The sequence below is a fragment of the Phaeobacter sp. HF9A genome (genome assembly GCF_011806385.1).
Classification (GTDB): domain Bacteria; phylum Pseudomonadota; class Alphaproteobacteria; order Rhodobacterales; family Rhodobacteraceae; genus Epibacterium.
The window spans coordinates 1-5798 of sequence record NZ_JAATOX010000177.1 but is presented as its reverse complement, the minus strand read 5'-3'; the positions used below and the strand labels follow the sequence as shown (position 1 = coordinate 5798).

8 protein-coding genes are annotated in these 5798 nt (G+C 63.1%); all 8 read right to left on the bottom strand.

Annotated elements, in window-relative coordinates; all coding sequences use genetic code 11:
• Positions 1-49: 49 nt before the first annotated feature.
• Positions 50-472, bottom strand: a complete 423-nt coding sequence (gene acpS / locus HCZ87_RS19405) for a holo-ACP synthase (protein WP_167646553.1) — start codon at positions 470-472, stop codon at positions 50-52.
• 14 nt (positions 473-486) lie between these two features.
• Positions 487-735, bottom strand: coding sequence for a hypothetical protein (locus HCZ87_RS20840; RefSeq protein ID WP_175582332.1), 249 nt, complete (start codon positions 733-735; stop codon positions 487-489).
• Between the two features lie 47 nt (positions 736-782).
• On the bottom strand, positions 783-1220 hold the full coding sequence (locus tag HCZ87_RS19395) for an ABZJ_00895 family protein (protein ID WP_167646551.1): 438 nt from the start codon (positions 1218-1220) through the stop codon (positions 783-785).
• Positions 1217-1975 carry a pyridoxine 5'-phosphate synthase gene (locus HCZ87_RS19390; RefSeq protein ID WP_167646549.1) on the bottom strand — a complete coding sequence of 253 codons (759 nt, stop codon included), beginning with the start codon at positions 1973-1975 and terminating at the stop codon, positions 1217-1219. Before HCZ87_RS19390 ends, HCZ87_RS19395 begins: the two co-directional genes overlap by 4 nt.
• A gap of 128 nt (positions 1976-2103) precedes the next feature.
• Entirely contained in the window at positions 2104-2820 is a 717-nt protein-coding gene (locus tag HCZ87_RS19385) for a DUF2062 domain-containing protein (RefSeq protein ID WP_167646547.1), read from the bottom strand.
• A 31-nt stretch (positions 2821-2851) separates the two neighbouring features.
• Entirely contained in the window at positions 2852-4984 is a 2133-nt protein-coding gene (locus HCZ87_RS19380; protein WP_167646545.1) for a bifunctional (p)ppGpp synthetase/guanosine-3',5'-bis(diphosphate) 3'-pyrophosphohydrolase, read from the bottom strand.
• Positions 4985-5016: 32 nt separating this feature from the next.
• The gene (gene rpoZ / locus HCZ87_RS19375; RefSeq protein ID WP_167646543.1) at positions 5017-5370 is read right to left on the bottom strand and encodes a DNA-directed RNA polymerase subunit omega; all 354 of its coding nucleotides are present in this window, start codon (positions 5368-5370) and stop codon (positions 5017-5019) included.
• Between the two features lie 114 nt (positions 5371-5484).
• The coding region (locus HCZ87_RS19370; RefSeq protein WP_167646541.1) for a 2-amino-4-hydroxy-6-hydroxymethyldihydropteridine diphosphokinase at positions 5485-5798 on the bottom strand (314 nt) is incomplete at its 5' end.

Genomic DNA, 5798 nt, shown 5'->3' with positions numbered 1-5798 from the left:
CCCCGGCGATGCGCGAAGCGCAGCGCAAACCCTCAAATGTCCAGAAGGATCAATCCTGCGCGGTCTCGCCAGGTGGCAGCGGGCGGGCCTCGATCATGACAATGGCCTGCGCCCAGGGGTGATCATCGGTCAGGGTCACGTGGATATGGGCGCTGTGGCCCGGCGGGGTCAGCTCTGCCAGACGCGCGGCGGCCCAGCCGGTGAGCTGCATCACCGGCTGCCCGGTGGAGAGGTTGGAGACCGACATATCCTTCCAGGCAATGCCCATGCGCAGCCCGGTGCCCAGCGCCTTGGAGCAGGCCTCCTTGGCGGCCCATCGCTTGGCATAGGTGCCCGCCACATCCCGGCGGCGTTCGGATTTGGCTTGCTCAACCTCCGTGAACACGCGCGCCTTGAAGCGGGTGCCAAAGCGATCCAGCGTGCGCTGGATGCGGTCGATATTGGCCAGATCGGTGCCGATGCCCAGGATCAGGTCACGCCCTCCGTTCAGGTCAGTCGCAGGGTCAGGATGTTCAGGCTGGCCGCGCCGAACAACAGGCCGAAAGCCGCCTCGAACCCGCGTTTGCTGCGCCCATAGCGCCGGGCGACCAACGCCGCAACCAAAAGCCCGGCGCGGCGGCCCTCTGCCATCGCAGTGCCACAGATCGTGAGGGTCGCGGGCCCCGGGCTGCCACAAAGAGTGACCCGGCCCAGCACAATTGCAAAGACCGGCAAGAGATAAGAGCTTGTATCCATCGCGATAGTCTCCTGCGGGTCCTCCGCTGGTCAGTCGGACAGTGCGCTCAGTTCTTGTTGGCGCGGTCCTGTTCGGCCCGGAGCGCGGATTTGGCCCCAAGCCCGAGGAAATAGCGCACCAGCAGAAACGACAGGGCGACCTGAAACAACACAGCCGCCAACAGCAGCATTCCGCCGCTTGGCTGGCTGAGCATAAATCGGATCTGCGGCACCGCAACGCTGAAGATGGCAACCGCCACCATGGTCAGCCCCAGCATGACAACCGTTGCCTGCCGGGCAAAGTGCCACATCTCCGCGTTCTCCGGCATGCGCTTTTTGCTGCGCACGAAGAACTGACCCTCCGCCATGCCCGCCGACATCGCCGGAATGATCGACATGCCCGCATTTGCAATGTCATAGCCCGTGACGGCCTGCGCCAGAACGACCAGAACCATCAGCGCCATCAATGTCGCGATATAGACCAGGGTAAAGCGGCGCAGGCTCATGCGACCGCCCCGCCGCGCGCTTCATCCATCAGGCGGCGCATTTCCTGCACTGCCGGGGCGAGACCGCGGAAAATCGCCTCGCCGATCAGGAAGTGACCGATATTGAGTTCCATAACCTCCGGGAAGGCCGCGACGGGCTGCACGGTCTCGTAGGACAGACCATGGCCAGCGTGCACCTCCAGCCCCAGCGAATGGGCAAAAGCGGCCATCTCGCGCAGCGATTCCAGCTCCTTGTCGCGGGCGGCGAAATCGCCCTCGGCGTGGAAATCGCAATAGGCGCCGGTGTGCAGCTCGATCACCTGGGCGCCGATGCGATGGGCCGCCTCGATCTGTTTCTGATCCGCCGCGATAAAGATCGACACCCGGCAGCCCGCATCGCGCAGCGGGGCGATGAAATGAGCCAGCTTGTTTTCCTCGCGCGCGACCTCCAGCCCGCCCTCGGTGGTGCGTTCCTCGCGTTTTTCGGGCACGAGGCAAACCGCATGCGGCTTGTGGCGCAGGGCGATGGTCTGCATCTCCTGCGTTGCGGCCATCTCGAAATTCAGCGGCACCGAGAGCGTCTCGACCAGCCGGTCGATATCCTCGTCGGTGATATGGCGACGGTCCTCGCGCAGATGGGCGGTGATACCGTCGGCGCCTGCCTCCTCGGCCAGTTTGGCAGCGCGGATGGGGTCCGGGTAGGCGCCGCCGCGGGCGTTGCGGACAGTGGCGACATGGTCGATGTTGATGCCAAGGCGGAGCACGGAATTGGACATGGGGCAGCCCTTTGTCATGAGAATTCTTTTGCCGGGAGCCTAGCCAGCAGGCCCGCAGAGGCAAGGGCCATCGGCCTGAGCGGTACAATTATCCCGGCTTGCCGCGCAGCCTGCGCCGCCCTGCGCGATCATTCCGGCCGCGCGGCCCTGGACGAGCGACTGGGCGAGCGGCTGGGCGGTTTGGGATTCTTGGGGGCATGGGGGCTGTTCACGGCTTCCAGTTCGGCGCGTTTCTTGATCGCCTCGAACTTGGCCTTGATCTTGCGCTTGCGCCGCTGCTGATAGCTGCGGATCACCGGCACCGAAAGAAAGTAGCCCACCGTGCCCACGATGATGCCCGGCATAATCCCGCCGATCATATAGGGAAAGAAGACCTCGTCGTAGAAAACCACCAGCCCGGTCCAATCCGCAGGCGTGCCGGTGGCATAGGCGTAGATGTTATACCAAAGGTCCCAACCGGCAGCGAGGAACTTGTCCACCAGGGTGGTATCCACCCCATCGACGGGTTGACGCCCCAAGATCCAATGGCCGGTCTGGAGCGAGATCACGCCGATCGGCACATAGGTCAGCGGGTTGCCAAAGAAGGTCGCCGAAAGCGAGGCAAGGATATTGCCGTTCATCACCCGCGACAGGATCGCCGCCACCAGGAAATGCATCCCGTAAAAGGGGGTAAAGGTCGTGAACAGCCCGGCGGCGATACCGCGCGCGATTCGTTCCGGGCTGTCGGGCAGGCGGCGGATTCGGTGTTTGACATACAGGAACGCCCTGCCCCAGCCCCCGCGAGGCCAGAGAAACTCCGCTACCACCCTCAGTGGCGGGCGTCTATCCCGGCGTCTGAATACCAAAGGATCGTCCTTGTGTTCCGGGGCTGAGCGCCTAGATCGGGCGGTGTTGGGTTCTCGTCCGATCCCGGTGGCGCACGACCGCAGCGACGTCGCTCTCAGCTTCCAATGTCAGTATCAGCGAATGCAGCTGCTCCACATCACGCAATTCCACATTGATCATCAAGCGGTAAAAGTCGGGTTTCCGGTCGATGAATTCAAGGTTGGATATATTGGCTTTTTTCTCGCCAATTAGAGTACAAATGCGCCCCAACACGCCCGCATCATTGCCAATGGTCAGCTCCAGCGTGGTGCCATAGGCGGCCGGATGCGCGCCGGAGTGCCAATGCACATCGACCCAGCGCTCCATCTGGTCTTCGAATTCGCTCAGCCGGTCACAATCGGCGGCATGTACGACCACCCCCTGCCCGCGCGAGGTGATGCCGATGATCCGCTCGCCCGGCAGCGGTTCGCAGCAGGGCGCGCGTTCGAATTTCTGTCCCGGCTCCAGGCCGATCACGGCACGGCGGGGGGGGAACTCATCGCCGTCCTTGTCGATCAGCTCGGGATAGACCGCCTGCACCACGTCATGGGCGGTGAGATCCGCCGCGCCAAGCCGCGCCAGCAATTCGGAGGCGTCACTGACACGTAGGGCGCGGGCGGCGGTTTCCAACGCCTTGTCGGTGGCTTTCTTGTTCACATGCTCAAAGGCGGAGCGCGCAAGTTCATGGCCCAGTTTGACAAAACGCTCGCGGTCCGCCTCGCGCAGGGCGCGGCGAATGGCGGTGCGGGCCTTGCCGGTGGTCGCAATCTCCAGCCAGCTGACCTGAGGCGTCTGCCCCTCGGCGGTGATCACCTCCACCGACTGGCCATTGCGCAGCCGGGTCCAGAGCGGCACCCGGATGGTGTCCACCTTGGCGCCGACGCAGGCATGGCCGATGCGGGTGTGGATGGCATAGGCAAAATCGATCGGCGTCGCGCCCTTGGGCAGCTTGATCACATCGCCCTTGGGGGTGAAGCAGAAGACCTGGTCGGAATACATCTCCAGCTTGACCGCTTCGAGGAATTCGTCGTGGTCATCCTCGCCGTCGAATTGTTCGGTCAGCGAGGCGATCCATTTGGCGGGATCAACGGCAAAGGGGTTCTCGGTGCGCACGCCATCGCGATAGGACCAATGCGCCGCCACCCCCGATTCGGCGACGTCATGCATCTGCCGGGTGCGAATCTGCACCTCGACGCGCTTGCCATCGCGGCCCGACACGGTGGTGTGGATCGAGCGGTAGCCGTTGGTTTTCGGCTGGCTGATATAATCCTTGAACCGCCCCGGCACCGCGCGCCAGCGCTGGTGAATGGCGCCCAGGGTACGGTAGCAATCCTCCTCGGAACGGGTGATCACCCGAAAGCCATAGATGTCGGAAAGACGGGAAAATCCCTGGTCTTTTTCCTGCATCTTGCGCCAGATCGAATAGGGTTTCTTGGCGCGGCCAAAGACCTCGGCCTCGATGCCCGCCTTTTCCAGTTCCAGCCGCATGTCGCCGGTGATCCGGTGGATCACATCGCCGGTTTCCCGTTGCAACGTCACAAAGCGGCGGATGATCGACTGGCGGCCCTCGGGGTTCAGCACCTTGAAGGCCAGGTCTTCCAGCTCTTCGCGCATCCACTGCATGCCCATGCGGCCCGCAAGCGGTGCATAGATATCCATGGTTTCGCGCGCTTTTTGCGCCTGTTTCTCGGGGCGCATGGCGCGGATGGTGCGCATATTGTGCAGACGGTCGGCGAGCTTGACCAGGATCACCCGCAGGTCCTTGGACATCGCCATGAACAGCTTGCGGAAATTCTCCGCCTGTTTGGTCTCGCGCGAGGAAAGTTGCAGGTTGGTCAGCTTGGTGACCCCATCGACCAGCATCGCCACCTCCTCGCCAAAGCGGGTGGTGACTTCCTCGTAAGAGGCCTTGGTGTCTTCGATGGTGTCATGCAAAAGCGCGGTGATGATGGTGGCATCATCCAGCCGCTGTTCGGTCAGCAGGGCAGCAACCGCGACGGGGTGGGTGAAATAGGGTTCACCCGAATGGCGGAACTGGCCCTCGTGCATCGCCTCGCCAAAGGCATAGGCATCACGCAGGCGCTGTTCATTTGTCTTGGGATTATAGTCGCGGACCAGGGAAATCAGGTCATCAGCAGATGTCATTGCCGGTCCGCAACCTCTCTTTTAGACCCGGGTCAGCCCTGACCCTGGGCCTCCATCAACGCACGCAGGAGCTTTTCTTCGCTCATGTCGTCTTCTTGCGGCTTGTCCGCTTCGCCACCCATCAACAGAGCCATGGAGTCTTCTTCCGGCTCGTCGACCTCGATCTGGGTCTGATTGCTTTCGATCAGACGCTCACGCAGGGCGTCGGCGCTCTGGGTTTCCTCGGCAATCTCGCGCAGGGAGACGACGGGGTTCTTGTCGTTGTCGCGGTCCACGGTGAGCGGCGCACCGGCAGCGATCTCGCGCGCCCGGTGGGCAGCCAGCATCACCAGCTCAAATCGGTTGGGAACCTTGTCAACGCAGTCTTCGACCGTCACGCGGGCCATAGGCGACTCTCCAATACAGTTCTGGGTCCAGAGGGGGTGCTTCTATGCGGATTTTGAGGGCTTGACAAGAAGTCAGAGTTCACAATTGCAGGAAAACTGCCCTGATCCCGCCGATCAGAGCGCCGTCACCTCGTCTTTCTCGACCTTTGGGCGTGCCGCAAGCATCTGCGCCACGCTTTGCCCCAGCACCGGATGCCGCCAATCGGGCGCGATATCGGCCAGGGGCACCAGCACAAAGGCACGGTCCTGAACGCGCGGATGTGGCAGGATCAGTTGCTCCGGCGCGTCAACGCGCTGCCGTTCGGGGGCGAGGTCGCGCCAGCGCTCATAGGTCTGCCGGTCGGGCAGCACCTGCTGATCCACCGCCAGAAGGTCCAGATCCAGCGTGCGCATCCCCCAACGCTCGGTCCGGGTGCGGCGGAAGCCCG

Bases quoted from the DNA above. Each gene is read 5' to 3' on its own strand.
- HCZ87_RS20840 (WP_175582332.1), bottom strand. From the start codon at position 735: ATGGATACAAGCTCTTATCTCTTGCCGGTCTTTGCAATTGTGCTGGGC.
- HCZ87_RS19395 (WP_167646551.1), bottom strand. From the start codon at position 1,220: ATGAGCCTGCGCCGCTTTACCCTGGTCTATATCGCGACATTGATGGCG.
- HCZ87_RS19390 (WP_167646549.1), bottom strand. From the start codon at position 1,975: ATGTCCAATTCCGTGCTCCGCCTTGGCATCAACATCGACCATGTCGCC.
- HCZ87_RS19380 (WP_167646545.1), bottom strand. From the start codon at position 4,984: ATGACATCTGCTGATGACCTGATTTCCCTGGTCCGCGACTATAATCCC.
- rpoZ (WP_167646543.1), bottom strand. From the start codon at position 5,370: ATGGCCCGCGTGACGGTCGAAGACTGCGTTGACAAGGTTCCCAACCGA.